The sequence below is a fragment of the Ectothiorhodospira mobilis genome (assembly GCF_900114895.1).
Taxonomy (GTDB): domain Bacteria; phylum Pseudomonadota; class Gammaproteobacteria; order Ectothiorhodospirales; family Ectothiorhodospiraceae; genus Ectothiorhodospira; species Ectothiorhodospira mobilis_A.
In genome coordinates, this window is record NZ_FOUO01000002.1 from 178,568 (window position 1) to 193,626 (window position 15,059).

Sequence of the window (15,059 nt, forward strand, 5' to 3'; positions counted from 1 at the left end):
ATGATGATAAGCAAGGTGATTGAAGTTCAGAATGGAGAAAAGGACATGTTGATTTTGACGCGTCGGGTAGGTGAGACCCTGATGATCGGTGACGAGGTCACCGTGACCGTGCTGGGTGTGAAGGGGAACCAGGTCCGGGTAGGTATCAATGCCCCGAAGGACGTGGCCGTGCACCGCGAGGAGATCTACGAACGGATCCAGCGCGAGCAGGACGGAGAAGAAGTGGCGGCCGGCGACCAGTAAGACCGGTCGGTGGCTTGCATGCGCACAGACGGGGGGCCTTCAAGGCCCCCTTTTTTATTGAGGGGTTCATGCGCCGGTGTCCGCCCGCTGCGCTTTACCTGTCCCGCCGAAAACGCTACCATATACACTTTATCGGTCGCGCCGTCAGGGCGCCGTATCCGGAGAGATGGCCGAGTGGCTGAAGGCGCTCCCCTGCTAAGGGAGTATGGGTCAAAAGCCCATCGAGGGTTCGAATCCCTCTCTCTCCGCCATATTGCCAATGTGATCGGTCAGTGATGGGGAGGGCTGATTCTCCGCCCATCGGAGATTCCCCCGATCTGTGACCGGCCCATGCCGGCCATCCCGTCATGGGTAACCAGCGCCCCGAAGGCTTCGGCCTTCGGGGCGTTTTTGTTGCATACCGGTTTTTGCTTGCGAGACTCGTCATCGTGCATGGCCCCCTTGCGGGCAGAGGTCTTCCTCGGCCAACTCCACCCGGTTGCGGCCCGTCTCCTTGGCCCGTAGCAGGGCGTGGTCGGCGTTGCCAAGCAGCTTATGGGCCCGTGCCACCGGGTCCTGTCCCTGCAACCCCCCTGGGGGCAAACGGGCCCCGCCGATGGAGACGGTGACCTGGATGGCATCGTCTCCTTCCACGGGTACGGGGGCGGCGGCGACGGTGCGGCGCATGCGTTCTGCAATGGAACGCAGTTCGGAGTCGTCCAGGGCGGGCAGGAGGATGACGAACTCCTCACCGCCGTAGCGGGCCAGCAGGTCGAACCGGCGCAGATGGCGCGCCAGGCGCTGTGCCACGGCGGCAATCACCCGGTCTCCTGCGGCATGACCGTGGCCATCGTTCACCCGCTTGAAATGGTCGATGTCGATGAACAGGCAGGCCAGGGCGTGACCCTCACGGTCCATGCGCCCGATCTCGTCCCGCAGGCGCTGGTCAAAGAAGCGCCGGTTGCGTACGCCGGTGAGGGGGTCGGTGACGCCCATCTCCCGCAGCCGCCAGTGGGCAAGGGCGTTCTCCAGGCAGACGGAGACGATGGCCGCCAGGCGCCTGAGCAGAAAGGTGTCCTGGTCGGGGGTGTATCGCTCGGGCCGGTTACTCCCCAGCAGGAGCGCCCCCTGGGGCTGATCGCCGCGGCCCAGGGGCAGGAGGGCGCGGCTGGCCAGGTCTTCCCCCTCCGGACGCAGGACGGCGGGATCCCCATCCCCTGCAGGGCCCAGCACGGGGGCGTGCAGTCCCTGCAGGGGGGCGGCATCGGGGATCAGCCGCAGTGGCCATCTCCCGTCCAGGAGGGGATCTTCCAGGGCTGCCTGCAGGTCCCCCGTGGGATCGCAGAGCACCAGGCCCACGTGGTCCAGTTCGAAATCACGCTTCAGATCCTGCAGCAGGAGGCGCAGCAGGTGGGATAGATCCCTCGCCTGCAGGAGGCGGAACTCCAGGTCGGCCAGACGGTTGAGTTTGTCCTCGGTCTCCCGCGCGGTCTCGATCAGGGTCTCCAGCCGGGCACGCAACCATCGGTTCTCCGTTGCCAGTGGTGTGTCCATGGGGTTTTGGTCTTCTGTGCAGTAGGGATCGCGATGGGGATTCCGGGACGCGCCTGGCTAGCGTAATCCATCTTCATGGCCCGGGGATGACCCGTGAAAGGATGCCGTCGGGTGGCTGGGAGCATGCGGAAACGAAAAAGCCGGATCACCGTTGCCGGAAGAGATCCGGCACGATGACCCGGCATGGATCTGGTCTGCCCGCACCGCCGGGGGCGGGGCGGGCAAAGACCACAGGCCCCTCAGTAGAAGGGTCTCCAGAGGTAGACCAGGAAGTGGGCCACGGCAGCCAGCACCATGAAGACGGTGAAGGTGGTCTTGAACTGCTCGTGGAATTCCATCGCCTGTTCTTCGGTCAGGCCGGAGATGCTGGTTTCCATCGTCGTTGTCCTCCGATTGGTTTATTCGGCTTCGGATTCGGCGGCCGCCTGGGCGGACGCGTCGTAGGTGAGCGGGTTGTAGTTGTCGTTGCTGTACACGAAGGCGTGAACAACCAGGGCGACAAACAGAACCGCCATCAGGATCGGCATCAGCCAGGTGCCCGGATTGACCACCAGCCAGAGCTTCCAGTCGTCCCGGGGATTGCTGGGTTTCGTGGGTCTGTATTCGCTCATGCGGATTGTACCTCCCTTGAACAGGATTCAGGCGTTTGGATGTCACGGCATGCACGGCGGTCGTCGACATAACCGAGCGCATGTCCGCCGAAGAGGCCAATGACCGCCCAACCCCAGTTGCCGTGTGGTCTTGAGTGTAAGGGCGGCACACCGGATGTCAAGCACCCGGATCCAGGCAGGGAGGGGCCTCCCTGCCTGGATAGGTGGCGATCAATCCGGCACGAACAGCTTGCCCCGGAAGAGGGCGATGGTGGTGGCCACCAGCACCACCAGGATGATGAAGGAGGTGATGGTCAGCAGCGTCCAGCCGATGAGGGTCAGGCCGAGGCCGCCGGTGACCGCCAGGTATTCCAGGGTGGCGATGGTCATGGCCGCCAAGGGGAAGGTGTAGGCCCACCAGGAGACGAAGAAGGGTACCCGCAGGAACTGGCGCACCAGGCTGAGGTTGAGCACGGTGATGAACAGGCCGGAGTAGACCAGGAGCTTCACCAGCACGTCCGCCTGGTGGTTCATCAGGCCCATGTAGGCGATCACCGCCACCCCCGGCGGGGCGATGAGGATGAATAGGGTGGGCAGGAACTTGGCGGGCATCGGATTGTGGAAGACGATGCGATAGAAGACGATGGTGAACAGGAGTATCCAGAACACCATACCGATGGAGAAGAAGAACCAGGAGGTCTCCAGAAAACCCAGCCGCACCCCGGCGATGGGCACCAGCAGGTTCCCCACCACGGGGATGAACCAGGCCGGGTTGATCATGTGGATCTCATGGGTATGGTTGATCCAGCGGCCCATGAAATAGACCGTGGCGATGAAGTGCAGGGTCGTGCCCATGCCCCACAGGGCCAGGGAGGTGGCCTGGGAGTAGTCGAAGGAGGCGATGGCCAGCAGCAGCAGGGAGATGCTCACCGTGGGGAAGAAGTTCACGCGGATGGGATTGGAGAACTCCGCCTTCACCTCCCCGGGATGGGCGATGGCCTTGGTCATGTAGAGCATGAAGATGAGTACGAACAGCACCGCGCCCGTACCCAGGAGGTATTCCCCCACCATGGCCGGTGCCCCCAGTACGTGCCCGGCCTTGCGCCAGGCCAGGCCGAGACCCGTGATACCCATCACCATGGCAAACAGGGGGATGGGCACGTGCATCAGCCAGTAGGTGCCCCCCTCGGATGTTTTTTCCTGAGAAGCGTTGGCAGCTTGTGACATCGTGTTCGGTTCCTCGTGATGTGGTTGGATGGTGGATGTGGACCCGGTGGCCGGCTGGTCCTTCGGTGAATGGGAATATAATACAATACCAATATACTCAGGTACTGACATTGACCCTTTTCAATCCCTGTGGGCCCATCGGCGAAAGAATCGGCCGCCGCTGACCAATGGGGTTGAATATTAGAAAATACTGATTCCATAATGAAGGGTCCGGCGTAACACACGAGGTCAGGTCATGCTCAGGCGCAATCTGGGAGAATCGTACAACCCACTGTTTTTTCTTGCCCCTTTGGGGGCCGGCGGGCTGGCGGTGTCCTTCTTTCTCTATCCCATGTTCCTGGTGGATCACCAGGGCGTGCCCCTGGTGACCTTCGAACACATCTGGCCCATCCTAACGGGGCCGGTTTCCCTGGGCTCGGCGTTGCTGGGGTTGGCCCTCCTGCTGGTGCTGTTCTTCGCCGTGCTCCACTTTCGTCTGCTGGTCTGGAACCTGCGGGAATACCGCTTGTTCCGGTGCACCCCGGCCTTCGAGAGGCTGCGCAACAGCAATGACGAGATCGCCCTCATGGCCATCCCCCTGACCCTGGCCATGACCATCAATATCCTGTTCGTGCTGGGGGCGTTGTTCGTGCCCGGCCTGTGGACGGTGGTGGAATGGCTCTTCCCCATGGCCCTGGTGGGTTTCGCCGCGGTGGGGGTGTACGCCCTGAAGATCCTCACCACCTATTTCGCCCGCACCCTGGCCCAGGGCAACGTGGACTTCTCCACCAACAACAGCCTCTCCCCCATGATCGCCATCTTCGCCCTGGCGATGATCGCCGTGGGCTTCGCCGCCCCGGCCATGATGAGCCAGACCCTGGTGACCATGATGATGGGGATGCTGCTGTCCCTGTTCTTCTTTACCTCCGCGGCCCTGTTGGCGGTGATCAAGCTGGTGCACGGCTTCCAGGCCATGATGATCAAGGGGATTCGTGAGGCAGCCAGCCCCAGCCTGTGGATCGTCATCCCCATCCTCACCCTCATGGGCATCACCTGGGTGCGCCTGAGCTATGGCATGCATCACACCCTGGGCCAGCCCATGGATCATACGGACATCCTGGTGTTCGGCGCGGGCATCGTCTCGGCGCAGATCCTCTTCGGTCTCATCGGTTACGCCGTGATGCAGCGCCTGGGGTATTTCCGCGATTACGTGCGCGGCCCCAAGGGGGATGCCGGCACCTTCACCCTCATCTGCCCGGGGGTGGCCTTCTTCGTCTTCGGCCTGTTTTTCATCCATTTGGGCCTGATCGCCAGTGGCGTGGTGCAGGCCGGATCCTGGGTCCACTACACCCTCATGGCCCCGTTCGTGCTGGTGCAGGCCAAGACGGTGCTTGTGATGCTGCATCTCAAACGCCATGTGCTGCACGAGCCCGCGGCATCCACGGCCACGGCGACCCGCTAAGCGGCACCCGATCCTTTGGGTGGCCGCCTATCGATCCCTGTGGGGCCCTGTAGCAGGGCCTCTGGGGCATCCCGCCCGGCGGGGATCTTTTCCGCCGGATCCATGTAAAACCGCAACCGTATCCATTGGGAGCTCTCGATGAAGCAGACCCTGTTCCAGGAAAAGTATCCCGTGTTCTATTTCGAGGTGGACAAGTCCGAAACCACCTTCCAGTCCGTGCCCGAGATCATCGCCTATTTCAAGGAGAAGGTGGACGCCCACCCGGTGGCCCAGTACATCGGAGAATTCGATCACTACAACCACACCAAGCAGCTGGAAGAGGGTGAGATCAACCCGGATATCCTGGATGCCAAGCACATCCTCTTCTGCTTCGGCATCAAGCTGCCCACGCCCCGGGCCATGGCCGTGCGCCCCCGCTCCATCGGCGTGTGTGAAATGGCCGACCATTTCGTGATCGATTTCCTGGAGGCCCCCATGCCGGCCGCCAATGCCGCCATGGAGGAGTGGACCCGGGCGGTGCGCAACAAGGACTGATCCGGCCAAGACCGCCGGGGAGGAAGGAGGCGATCGCGGCGCCATGTACGCCGCGGCAGGTTGGACCCACCCCGTCTGGGGTGGGTTTTTTACGTTATAACGTTTTAAAAAAGCCCCGAGCCCAGGGCTCCCGCCTCAGGGGGCGGCCTTGCCCCGCAGGGATTCCAGGTACTGGCGATAGTCCCCGTGGGGGATCTGGCACCGGGGATCCACCCGGGCGTTGTAGAGGTAGACCAGCACCTCCCGGGGTTCCCCATCCACCCGCCAGGCCCGGCGGGTCACCCGGCGATACAGGGATCCAGCGGGATCCTGGGGATCGTAGTCCTCGAGGCGGTCCATATGGGCCAGGGTGGCCGCATCCACACGGTAGATCTCGCCCCGCACCCGATCCGGCCCGGGCCGGAGGGCCGGGTAGGGGCCCAGGTCGAAGAGCCGGCCCCGCAGATGGGCATGCCCCAGGAATTGCGCCCCCGCCAGGACCCCGTGGTGGCGCAGTCCCTGCAGGAGGGTGCCGTAGACGAAGACCTCGTGCATTGCCGAGCCCTGTATGGCTTGGGTTTGTCCCCGATCCTAATGCCTGCCTCCGGTGAGGGCCAAAGGGCCCTGCCGAATCGGGATGGTCCGGCGGTTCGCCGCCGGGTACCATTGAGACCTGGTTCAAAACCCCAGGGGCGTCCCCATGTCCCGGCGGATTCATACGATGGTGCGCCTCCTCCTGGCGGCCCTGCTGGCCGGGGGCGGAGCCATGGCCGTGGCCCAGGTCCCCGCCGGGTATTGGACCATCGAGGACTATCTGCAACGCCATCCGGAGCAAGCCGCCCTGACGGAGGCCTTCACCCGGCGGGTGCGTGGTCCCGCACTGCCCCTGGCGGAGCGGGAGGGCGGATCCCGGCCGCGGGTGCAGGTGGCGGTGATCTACCCTGGGTTGCAGAGTTCCGGATACTGGCGCCGCAATCTGGTGGCCTTCCGCAAACGGGCTCGGGAACTGGGCCTGGAACTGGACCTGCAAGTCTTCTTCAGCGGTCCCGATAGTGGCGACGTGCAACTGCAGGCCGATCAGCTTCGGGAGGTCCTGCTGCAAGACCCCGATTATCTCGTGTACACCCTGGATACGGACCTGCACCGCGAGCTCATCGACCGCATCCTGGCCCGGGGGGATGGGCCGCGCCTCATCCTGCAGAACATCACCACCCCGGTGCGCGCCTGGGAGGGGCGCCAGCCCCTCATCTATGTGGGTTTCGATCACGCCCAGGGATCGCGCATCCTGGCAAAACACCTGCGCGGCATACTCCCCGGCGGCGATCTGGTGATCCTCTATGGCACGGACGGCTATGTGAGCCGCGCCCGGGGCGGCGCCTTCCTCAAGGCCCTGGAGGGCAGCGGCCTGCGCATCCGGGAGGGCTATGTCACCGATTTCCTGGCCCCCGTGGTGCGTCGGGCCACCCGGGACGCCCTGGCGCGTTACCCGCAGTTGAAGGCGGTCATCGCCTGCGCCACGGACATGGCCCTCACCGCCGCCGGGATGTTGCAAGAGGCGGCGCCGGAGCGAGAGATCCTGGTGACCGGCTGGGGCGGGGGCAGCGAGGAGCTGGCGGCCCTGGAGGCGGGCCGCCTGGCGGCCACGGTCATGCGCATGAACGACGATGCCGGCGTGGCCATGGCCGAGGCGGTGGCCCTGGATGTGGCGGGAAAGGGAGACCAGGTACCCACCGTATACGCCGGGGATATGGTGTTGGTGACCCGGCAGACCCCGGTCCAGGTGTTGCGCGGCCTGGAGGCCCGGGCCTTCCGTTACTCCGGGCGTGATACGGAGGCGGGGAGCGCCCCAATCCCCGATGCCGGAAAGGGGATACCCCAATGAAACGGCAAGGGCCCCGATCATGACCGGCGTCGATCCCCCCGCCGTTGCAGAGAATACCCCTGCCACGCCTCGACCCAGGACACTGATCCGCACCCTGGTGCTGGCCCTGGGCGGGGCCATGACGGTCTTCACCCTGCTGGCGGTGCTGCTGGCGGTCCAGGGGGCGCGGGAGACCACGCTGCAGGAACTGCAGCGCGGCTTTGATCGCAGCGCCGCCCTGGCCGCCCTGGTGCTGGACCAGGAGATCCAGGCGGCGGAGCGGGCCGTGGGGGAACTGGCGCGGCTGCCGGCCCTGGAACAGGCAGTGCGGGGGGATCGCCCGCAGCAGGCGGCGAAGGTGCTCAACCAGCCCCAGGCCGGGGCGGTGGCGCGGCGGTTCGATGCCGTGGTCCTCACCCGGGATGCCGTTACCCCCTGGGCCGCCGGGGGGGTGGCCCTGGGGCACCGGGGGGATCTGCAGGCATGGCTCGCCCGCCGCGCCGCCACACCCTACCTTTCCAATACCCGTCTGGTGATCCATCCCGGGGACGCCAATCGGGCCCCGTCGCTGGTGCTTGTGGTGCGGCGGGGGGTGCGCGATCCCGCCACCGGACGCGCCGTGGCCCATCTGGCCGGGGCGGTGATCTTGTCGGATAAACTCTCCCTGTTCAACGCCATCCGCCACCACGCCCGCCTGGAGGGGGTGGGCCTCACCCTGGGGGACCGCCTCTTCACGATCCCGGATCCCCAGGGCCAGGGATTGGCGCAACTGGAGTGGCCACCATCGGGGCAGTACACGGCCGTTCCTTCCCCGGAGGGTCGGCATGTGGCCTGGCGTCCTTTGGGTCTTTCCCATCTGCAGGCCCCGGCGGGTGTGCTCATGAGCGTGCGGGACCATGGTGGCGAGGCCGGGGTGCTGGTGCGCACGGTTCTTCTCATCGCCGCCCTGATGCTGGTGATCATGCTGGCGCTGCTGGCCTTCCTCACCCACTACATCGGGCTCCCGCTGCGTACGCTGGCGGAACAGGCCCGTCAGTCCCATGTGGGCCCCTTCCAGCCCCTGCGGCTGCCGCAACGGCATCGGGCGGACGAACTGGTGGGGCTGGTCACTGCCTTCAATGACCTGATCCATCGCATCGGCACCCATCAGGCCGAACTGGACCGCATCGCCCACTACGACGCCCTCACCGGGGTGCCCAACCGGCGCCTGCTGGTGGCGCGCCTGGAGCGGGCCGTGACCGCCGCCCGCCGTCACGGCAATCCGCTGGCGGTGTGTTATCTGGACCTGGATGGCTTCAAGTCCATCAACGATCGCCACGGCCATGCCATGGGGGACCGGTTGCTGCTGGAGATCACCGCACGGCTCAAGGACCTGCTGCGGGCGGGGGATACCCTGGGCCGCCTGGGCGGGGATGAGTTCGTCATCCTGTGCAACCGCATCGGGTCGCCGGATCGGGCCGACGCTGCCCTGCGCCGGGTGCTGGAGGCGGCCAGCGCGCCGGTGTGGCTGGACGGCCTGCGCCTGCAGGTCTCTGCCAGCATCGGTGTGACCTTCTGCCCGCCGGACGAGGGGGACCCCGACCATCTGCTGCGCCATGCCGATCAGGCCATGTATCAGGCCAAGGAGGCCGGGCGCAACCGCTATCACCGCTTCGATCCCGAGCGTCATCGCGAGGTCCGGGACCTGCAACACCAGGCCGAACGGGTGCGGTCGGCCCTGCGGGAGGATGAGCTGACCATCCACTATCAGCCCAAGGTGGACCTGCGCACGGGGGAAGTGTTGGGGGCGGAGGCCCTGGTGCGTTGGGACGAGCCCGGGTGCGGGTTGCGGGGGCCGGATCATTTCCTGCCCGCCTTCCGCGCCGCGGGCCTGGAGGGGGACCTGGACGAGTGGGTGCTGGAACAGGTGTTCAGGCAGATGGAATCCTGGCGGCGGGCGGGCTTTCATTGTCCCGTGGGCGTCAATGTCAGCGGTGAATTCCTCCTGGGGCCGCGCTTCGAGCCCGCCTGGCGCCGGGGTCTGGAGGCCCATCCTGCGGTCTCCCCCGAGGATCTGCAGTTCGAGATCCTGGAAACCACCACCCTGGCGGACCTGCCCCAGGCCAGCGAGGTGATCTCCCGCTGCCTCCATCATGGCGCCCAGTTCGCCCTGGATGATTTCGGTACCGGCTATGCCTCCCTCAGCTATCTGCGTACCCTGCCGGTGGCCACCCTCAAGATCGACCGCAGCTTCGTCCTGGACATGTTGCAGGATCCCAATGACCTGGACATGGTGGAGAGCATCGTGCGTCTGGGGCGCACCTTCAACAAGCAGGTGGTGGCGGAGGGGGTGGAGACCCTGGATCATGCGGCGCTGCTGCTGCGTCTGGGATGTGTCCAGGCCCAGGGCTATGCCTTCACTGCGGCACTGCCCCCGGAGGCGTTGCCGCCCTGGGTGGAACAATGGCGCCGGGGGAGGACCTGGGAGGGGCTGGCCCACCGGCTCCCGCAGGAGGGGGACCCCACCCTGGGACTGGCGGCCCGCTGCCACGCCCGCTGGTCGGGGGAACTGATGCGCGTCCTCGCCGAGGGGGGCAGGGCCTCCCCCGAGGCGGATGCCGCCCTGAAGCGCTTCGAACGCTGGTATTTCGGCAGCGGCACCAACCGCTATAGCGAGCATCCCGGCTTCGAGGAACTGGGCCGGGCCCATCGGCGGATGCGTACCCAGGCGCAGATGCTGCGCAAGCTGCGCCGCCGCGGCTGGTTGGATGCCCTGCAGCGCCATCTGCCGGAACTGCAGGCCGCCCGGACCCAGGCGGATACGGCCTTTAAGCGCCTGATGAGCGCCTGCGCCCGCGGGGGCTAGGGTGCACCAGGGGTCGCATGAGAACCGGCCGGATCCGGGTATGGGGCCAAGACCCTAAGGGACCTCAAGAATCGGTGGCGGCGGCCGATTCCTTTGAGCAAAGCCAAGGTGCCGCAGTCCATTCGCCTGCAAGGAGAGGAACCATTGTTTAAGAACATCAGCGTCAAGGCGCGCCTGATCTTTGTCATCGCGCTGTTGTCCATCCTCCTGGTGATCATCGGGGCCATGGGGCTGACCGGCATGCAGGGGGCCAACGAGGGGCTCCGCACGGTCTATCAGGACCGCCTCATCCCCTCCCAGCAGATCGCCGATATCAATAACCTCATGCAGGCCAACATCATCGAGCTCAACCTGGCGGCGATGCACGATCCGCGCCTGGAAGAGAGCCGCCTGCACGATCACCCCATCACCCTGCACACCGACGAGATTCGCCGTAACATTGCCCGCATCAGCGAGATCTGGTCCGCCTACATGGACACCTATCTCACCCCCGAGGAGCGGCGCCTGGCGGAGCGTTTTACAGAGTTGCGGGCGCAGTTCGTGCGCGAGGGGCTGGTGGCCACCAGCAACCTCTATGAGGCAGGGGAGTTCGCCGAGGCCAACATGCGCATGGTGGAGGTGACCAACCCCGCCTATGACGCCGCCGTGGAGGTGGTGCGCGAACTGCTGGATCTCCAGCAGGAAGTGGGCAGGAGTGAGTTCCAGCAGGCCGTGGAGGCCTACAATGGCACCCGTAACCTGACCGTCATCCTCATCGCCGCCGGTGTGCTCATCGCCACTGTCATCGGCTTTCTGCTCATCCGGGCCATCGTCGGGCCCCTGAACCGGGCAGTGGGTTATTTCAACCGCATCGCCGAGGGCAAGCTGGACAACGAGATCCAGGTCACCCGTCACGACGAGATCGGCAAGGTCCTCTCCAACCTGGCGGACATGCAGTCCAAGTTGAACGCGGATATCACCGAGACCCGGCGTGTCGCGGCGGAGAACCTGCGCATCCGCTTCGCCCTGGACAATGTCTCCTCCAGCGTCCTGGTGGCGGATCCCGAGACCCGGATCATCTACACCAACCAGGCCCTGACCACCATGTTCCGGCGCGCCGGCGACGGCATCCGCAGGGAACTGCCCGGGTTCCAGGGGGACCGTCTGGAAGGTTCCCGCATCGATGTCTTCCAGGACAAGCTGGGGGAGGCACGCCAGCGCATGGAGAACAGCCGTTCCGGCTATCAGGGGGAGATCGTCATCGGCGGTCACACCTTCCGCCTCATCGCCAACCCCATCGTCAATCAGGAAGGGGAACACCTGGGTACGGTGATGGAATGGAACGACCGTACCGCCGAGGTGCAGGTGGAACGCCAGGTCACCGCCCTGGTGGAGGGCGCGGTGAAGGGGGACTTCACGCGGCGGGTGGCCACCGAGGAGCTGGACGGCTTCTTCAAGCGCCTGGGAGAAGGGGTGAACACCCTCATGGAGAAGACGGCCACGGGCCTTGGCGAGGTGGCCAACGTGCTCAACGCCGTGGCCGAGGGGGACCTGACCCAGCGGGTGACCGGGGAGTACGAAGGCACCTTCGGCGAGCTCAAGCGGGACACCAACAACACCGCCGAGCGGCTCAAGGAGCTCATCGGCCAGATCCAGGAGTCGGTGGACGCCATCAACACGGCGGCCAAGGAGATCGCCTCGGGGAACACGGACCTGTCCCAGCGCACGGAGGAGCAGGCCTCCAGCCTGGAGGAGACGGCCTCCAGCATGGAGGAGCTCACCTCCACGGTGAAGCAGAACGCCGACAACGCCCGCCAGGCCAATCAACTCTCTGATACCGCACAGGAAGTGGCTTCCCAGGGGGGCGCCAAGGCCAAGGAGGCCATGGAGGCCATGAAGGCCATCACCGAGAGTTCCGAGAAGATCAGCGACATCATCACCGTGATCGACGGCATTGCCTTCCAGACCAACATCCTGGCCCTGAACGCGGCGGTGGAGGCGGCCCGTGCCGGGGAACAGGGCCGCGGGTTTGCCGTGGTGGCCGGGGAGGTGCGCAACCTGGCGCAGCGCTCCGCCTCTGCGGCCAAGGAGATCAAGACCCTGATCAACGAGAGCTCCGAGACCATCGAATCCGGCAGCCAGCAGGTCATGGAGGCCGGGGGCAAGATGGAGGAGATCGTGGATCAGGTGAAGCGGGTGTCGGATCTCATCGCCGAGATCGCGGCGGCGTCGGACGAGCAGAGCTCCGGCATCGAGCAGGTGAACTCGGCGGTGACGCAGATGGACGAGGTGACGCAGCAGAACGCCTCACTGGTGGAGGAGGCGGCGGCCGCGGCCGAATCCCTGGAGGAGCAATCCCAGGGATTGGCCCGCGCGGTGAGCGTCTTCCGCGTGGATGATGCCGGCCGTCAGCCGGGGCTGCCGGCCCCCAGCGGTGGCCAGCGTGCCACCCCACGCGGTCGTGCCGCGCCCGCACGGGGGAGCGAGCATCCGGGCCGGTCCGGCGCCAAGGCCCTGGAAGCCCCCGAGGACGGGGAATGGGAGAGTTTCTGATCCCCCCAGGGGGCGGCAGATGAGCGGCGGCGGATCCCGGTAAGGCGATCCCCCCCCGGAACCCCGACACGCCTGCGGATGTCCCAAACCGGGGACATCCGTTTTGTTCGGATCCAGAGCCGGTACCGCCCAGAGGATGGTGCCATGGCCGATCCCCGTGGTGGCCCTGACCGCCCACGCCTCCCGGGGGGATCTGAAGCGCATGCGCGCCGCGGGGTTCACCGACCACCTGGGCAAGCCCCTGGAGGTGGACCGTTTCCTGCAGCGTCTGGACCGCTGGCTGCAGGGGGACGGTTCGCAGGGGTTCTGACCCCCCCCCGTTCAATTCACCCTTCCAGCCAGTCCAGGATAAAGCGGGCGATGGCCGGCGGCGCGTTCAGGTCCAGCAACGGCAGGGGGATCTCCAGGGATGCGGGGGCATCGCTGGCCACGGCGAGGATGTCGGGATCCCCGGGATGCAGCAGGGGGCGGCCCAGGGCGGCGCGGTGGAGTTCGATCTTGGGCAGCCGGGGTGCTTCCCGGAAGCCCTCCACCAGCACCAGGTCCGTGCGGCCGGGGTCCAGATGGCGCAGCAGTTCCTCCAGTTGCGGCTCCCGGGGTTCGGGGGATTCCACCATGAGGGCCATGCGGTGGCGGGAGGCCACCAGTACCTGCTCCGCCCCGGCCTCGCGCAGGACGTGGCTGTCCTTGCCGGGGTGGTCCACGTCGAAGCGGTGATGGGCGTGTTTGATCAGGGCGGGGCGCAGGCCCTGGGCCCGCAGCAGGGGGATCAGGGCCGCCAGCAGGGTGGTCTTTCCGGTGCCGCTCCAGGCGGCCAGGCCCAGGATGGGGATGGGGTTGTCGGGGCGATGGGGAGACGGGTCAGCGGCATGCATGGCGGTCACGGGTCCTTTGCGGTCGATGCCCCTGCCTCATGGGGAAGCGGATCCGGGGGCGCGTCCGCCCCGGGCGGCGGCGATCTCCTCCGCCGCCCGACGGCCCGTGTGCAGGGCCCACTGGATGGAGGGGGCGGTGGGGTATTCGCCGCAGACCCACAGGTCCTCTCCCCGGCGCAGCTCCGCGGCCCCGGGGTAGGGCACCGGGGGGTGCTGTGCCGGCAGGGCCTCGGGGATGCGGTAGCCCCGAATCAGCCGCCAGTCCCGGACCGATTCGCCGAACCAGGCCGCCATCTCGGCGCGCACGCTCTCCTCCAGGGCCTCGGGCTCGGTCTCGGCACCGTGCAGGTTAACGCCGACCAGCTGGCGGCCGGCGGGGGCGTAGTGCTCCGACAGTTGCGCCGGGCAGACCACGTTGTTCACCCGCCCGCGGCCCTCGCCGTTGACCAGCAGGTACGGCCCCGACACCGGCGACTCGGGGGCCTCGAAGTACAGGCAGGTGGTGCCGCGGGTGGGGAATGGTTCGGGATCCCCCAGCAGGCGCGCCGCCTCGGTCCCCGGGGTGGCCACCACCACCGTGCCCGCTTCCAGTTGCTCCCCGGATTCCAGGATCAGACGCCGGCCTTCCAGCCGTTCCACCCGGGTGTTGAGGCGCAGGTCCCCGGCGGGCAGGCGGTCCGCCAACTGCCGCGGGATGGCCTCCATGCCCCGGGCCGGCAGGGCCGTGTCCCCCAGGGCGAAGGCGCGGAAGACGAACTCGAAGGCCCGGGAGGAGACATGGAGTTCGGGATCGAAAAAGACCCCGCTGAAAAAGGGCTTGAAGAAACGCTCGATGATGCGTGACGAGAACCCCATCTCCCGCAGGTGAGTGATGGCATCCCGTTCATGGGCCGTATAGAGGGCTTGCAGATCCCCCCGCAGGCATTGGCGGCGCAGGCCCAACAGGCGCAGCTTATCCGTCCAATGCCCCACCGGCGAGAACATCATCTCCGCAAGACGACCGGGCCGGCGCCAGACATCGCTCACCCGGTGCATGCGGCCGCCGAAGCGCACCAGGGCCCCGGTCTCGAAGGGGCGCAGGTCCAGGGCGTCGTAATCCAGGAACCGCCGGGCCTCCGGGTACCAGGTCTGCAGCACCTGGAACCCCCGGTCCAGCAGGAAGCCGTCTCGCACATCGGTGCGCACGCGCCCGCCGGGCGCGTCGGCGGCCTCCAGGATCAGGGGCTCGCGGCCGTGTTCCCGCAGGGTCAGGGCGCAGGCCAGACCGGACAGGCCGCCGCCGATGATCACTACGTCTGCATGCATTGTCCGCTCGCTCCATGGGATGATGGGGGTCCTATGATACCGATGAATCGCCACCGGGTGCTGCCCATGACCCTGACACAGGCGCGGATCCTGT

The 15,059-nt window shown here is 66.5% G+C and carries 14 protein-coding genes and 1 tRNA gene; 8 read left to right on the forward strand and 7 right to left on the reverse strand.

The window, feature by feature from the left end:
* Positions 1-45 precede the first annotated feature (45 nt).
* Positions 46-243 (forward strand): carbon storage regulator CsrA, encoded by a 198-nt coding sequence (gene csrA, locus BM214_RS02225; protein WP_090483697.1) that lies wholly within the window; start codon positions 46-48, stop codon positions 241-243.
* A 160-nt stretch (positions 244-403) separates the two neighbouring features.
* Positions 404-494 (forward strand) — tRNA-Ser (locus BM214_RS02230).
* A gap of 172 nt (positions 495-666) precedes the next feature.
* Here the strand turns inward: BM214_RS02230 and BM214_RS02235 are convergent.
* The 4 genes from BM214_RS02235 to BM214_RS02250 all read right to left on the reverse strand — a co-directional run bounded on the left by BM214_RS02235 (position 667) and on the right by BM214_RS02250 (position 3,593).
* The gene (locus BM214_RS02235; protein WP_090483568.1) at positions 667-1,776 is read right to left on the reverse strand and encodes a GGDEF domain-containing protein; all 1,110 of its coding nucleotides are present in this window, start codon (positions 1,774-1,776) and stop codon (positions 667-669) included.
* A 239-nt stretch (positions 1,777-2,015) separates the two neighbouring features.
* Positions 2,016-2,153, reverse strand: a complete 138-nt coding sequence (gene pufB / locus BM214_RS02240) for a light-harvesting antenna LH1, beta subunit (protein WP_090483569.1) — start codon at positions 2,151-2,153, stop codon at positions 2,016-2,018.
* A 21-nt stretch (positions 2,154-2,174) separates the two neighbouring features.
* A complete protein-coding gene (pufA, locus tag BM214_RS02245; protein WP_090483570.1) occupies positions 2,175-2,387 on the reverse strand; it encodes a light-harvesting antenna LH1, alpha subunit in 213 nt (70 codons plus the stop codon).
* 210 nt (positions 2,388-2,597) lie between these two features.
* Positions 2,598-3,593 carry an SLAC1 anion channel family protein gene (locus BM214_RS02250; RefSeq protein WP_218149027.1) on the reverse strand — a complete coding sequence of 332 codons (996 nt, stop codon included), beginning with the start codon at positions 3,591-3,593 and terminating at the stop codon, positions 2,598-2,600.
* A gap of 235 nt (positions 3,594-3,828) precedes the next feature.
* Between BM214_RS02250 and BM214_RS02255 the strand changes: the two genes are divergently transcribed.
* Together BM214_RS02255 and BM214_RS02260 are read left to right on the forward strand one after the other, a co-directional pair.
* On the forward strand, positions 3,829-5,034 hold the full coding sequence (locus tag BM214_RS02255; protein ID WP_090483572.1) for a TsoY family (seleno)protein: 1,206 nt from the start codon (positions 3,829-3,831) through the stop codon (positions 5,032-5,034).
* Positions 5,035-5,172: 138 nt separating this feature from the next.
* Positions 5,173-5,568 carry a DUF6858 family protein gene (locus tag BM214_RS02260; RefSeq protein ID WP_090483573.1) on the forward strand — a complete coding sequence of 132 codons (396 nt, stop codon included), beginning with the start codon at positions 5,173-5,175 and terminating at the stop codon, positions 5,566-5,568.
* A gap of 135 nt (positions 5,569-5,703) precedes the next feature.
* Here BM214_RS02260 and BM214_RS02265 read toward each other — a convergent pair whose 3' ends face one another.
* Positions 5,704-6,102, reverse strand: coding sequence for a gamma-glutamylcyclotransferase family protein (locus BM214_RS02265; RefSeq protein ID WP_090483574.1), 399 nt, complete (start codon positions 6,100-6,102; stop codon positions 5,704-5,706).
* 166 nt (positions 6,103-6,268) lie between these two features.
* Between BM214_RS02265 and BM214_RS02270 the strand changes: the two genes are divergently transcribed.
* From BM214_RS02270 to BM214_RS12355, 4 genes are all read left to right on the forward strand, one after another.
* Positions 6,269-7,429 carry an autoinducer 2-binding periplasmic protein LuxP gene (locus BM214_RS02270; protein WP_177217555.1) on the forward strand — a complete coding sequence of 387 codons (1,161 nt, stop codon included), beginning with the start codon at positions 6,269-6,271 and terminating at the stop codon, positions 7,427-7,429.
* Positions 7,430-7,448: 19 nt separating this feature from the next.
* Positions 7,449-10,253, forward strand: a complete 2,805-nt coding sequence (locus BM214_RS02275) for a putative bifunctional diguanylate cyclase/phosphodiesterase (protein WP_143096329.1) — start codon at positions 7,449-7,451, stop codon at positions 10,251-10,253.
* Between the two features lie 144 nt (positions 10,254-10,397).
* The gene (locus tag BM214_RS12925) at positions 10,398-12,785 is read left to right on the forward strand and encodes a methyl-accepting chemotaxis protein (protein ID WP_143096330.1); all 2,388 of its coding nucleotides are present in this window, start codon (positions 10,398-10,400) and stop codon (positions 12,783-12,785) included.
* Between the two features lie 136 nt (positions 12,786-12,921).
* The gene (locus tag BM214_RS12355) at positions 12,922-13,095 is read left to right on the forward strand and encodes a response regulator (RefSeq protein ID WP_143096331.1); all 174 of its coding nucleotides are present in this window, start codon (positions 12,922-12,924) and stop codon (positions 13,093-13,095) included.
* 16 nt (positions 13,096-13,111) lie between these two features.
* Here BM214_RS12355 and mobB read toward each other — a convergent pair whose 3' ends face one another.
* Positions 13,112-13,660: a molybdopterin-guanine dinucleotide biosynthesis protein B gene (mobB, locus tag BM214_RS02285; RefSeq protein WP_090483578.1), complete on the reverse strand. Its 549-nt coding sequence runs from the start codon at positions 13,658-13,660 to the stop codon at positions 13,112-13,114.
* 36 nt (positions 13,661-13,696) lie between these two features.
* Complete coding sequence (locus tag BM214_RS02290) at positions 13,697-14,965, reverse strand: protoporphyrinogen/coproporphyrinogen oxidase (protein ID WP_090483579.1); 1,269 nt, start codon at positions 14,963-14,965, stop codon at positions 13,697-13,699.
* Positions 14,966-15,059 lie beyond the last annotated feature (94 nt).

Coding starts and splice junctions, on each gene's coding strand:
- BM214_RS02255 (WP_090483572.1), top strand. CDS start 3,829: ATGCTCAGGCGCAATCTGGGAGAATCGTACAACCCACTGTTTTTTCTT.
- BM214_RS02265 (WP_090483574.1), bottom strand. CDS start 6,102: ATGCACGAGGTCTTCGTCTACGGCACCCTCCTGCAGGGACTGCGCCAC.
- pufB (WP_090483569.1), bottom strand. CDS start 2,153: ATGGAAACCAGCATCTCCGGCCTGACCGAAGAACAGGCGATGGAATTC.
- BM214_RS02290 (WP_090483579.1), bottom strand. CDS start 14,965: ATGCATGCAGACGTAGTGATCATCGGCGGCGGCCTGTCCGGTCTGGCC.
- pufA (WP_090483570.1), bottom strand. CDS start 2,387: ATGAGCGAATACAGACCCACGAAACCCAGCAATCCCCGGGACGACTGG.
- BM214_RS02270 (WP_177217555.1), top strand. CDS start 6,269: ATGGTGCGCCTCCTCCTGGCGGCCCTGCTGGCCGGGGGCGGAGCCATG.
- BM214_RS02235 (WP_090483568.1), bottom strand. CDS start 1,776: ATGGACACACCACTGGCAACGGAGAACCGATGGTTGCGTGCCCGGCTG.
- BM214_RS02275 (WP_143096329.1), top strand. CDS start 7,449: ATGACCGGCGTCGATCCCCCCGCCGTTGCAGAGAATACCCCTGCCACG.
- BM214_RS12355 (WP_143096331.1), top strand. CDS start 12,922: ATGGTGCCATGGCCGATCCCCGTGGTGGCCCTGACCGCCCACGCCTCC.
- csrA (WP_090483697.1), top strand. CDS start 46: ATGTTGATTTTGACGCGTCGGGTAGGTGAGACCCTGATGATCGGTGAC.
- mobB (WP_090483578.1), bottom strand. CDS start 13,660: ATGCATGCCGCTGACCCGTCTCCCCATCGCCCCGACAACCCCATCCCC.
- BM214_RS02260 (WP_090483573.1), top strand. CDS start 5,173: ATGAAGCAGACCCTGTTCCAGGAAAAGTATCCCGTGTTCTATTTCGAG.
- BM214_RS02250 (WP_218149027.1), bottom strand. CDS start 3,593: ATGTCACAAGCTGCCAACGCTTCTCAGGAAAAAACATCCGAGGGGGGC.